Genomic DNA, 298 nt, shown 5'->3' with positions numbered 1-298 from the left:
CATCCACAATTAAACGATATGTCTATGATATTGAGGACTTTGGAAGATGGCTGCAAACCTCGAATCGTTTTCAAGAACAGAACGTATGGAACAAGATAGATAAAGAAGATTTTGAAGCCTATTTTCAGGAACTCATATACAAACGAAAGTATGGAGAGAAAAGCATTCATCGCATTGCAGTCGTGTTAAAGAAATTGTATCAGTTCTTGGATATTCCAAGTCCTATTGTAGAAATGCAGGGAATCACTCCACCGAATCGGGCCCTACGCAAGGAGGACTTTATTACGAAGGAAGAAGA

Annotated in this window: 1 protein-coding gene; it reads left to right on the top strand. The window is 38.9% G+C overall.

Annotation, left to right across the window (positions count from 1 at the left end; translation table 11 throughout):
* A partial coding sequence (locus ACQRBL_RS32785; protein ID WP_427736487.1) for a site-specific integrase occupies positions 1–298 on the top strand: 298 nt, incomplete at both ends.

It is taken from the genome of Bacillus sp. AF62, assembly GCF_050312695.1.
GTDB lineage: Bacteria > Bacillota > Bacilli > Bacillales > Bacillaceae_G > Bacillus_A > Bacillus_A cereus.
The sequence above is the reverse complement of the archived record's forward strand: the minus strand, read 5'-3'. Positions and strand labels throughout refer to the sequence as shown.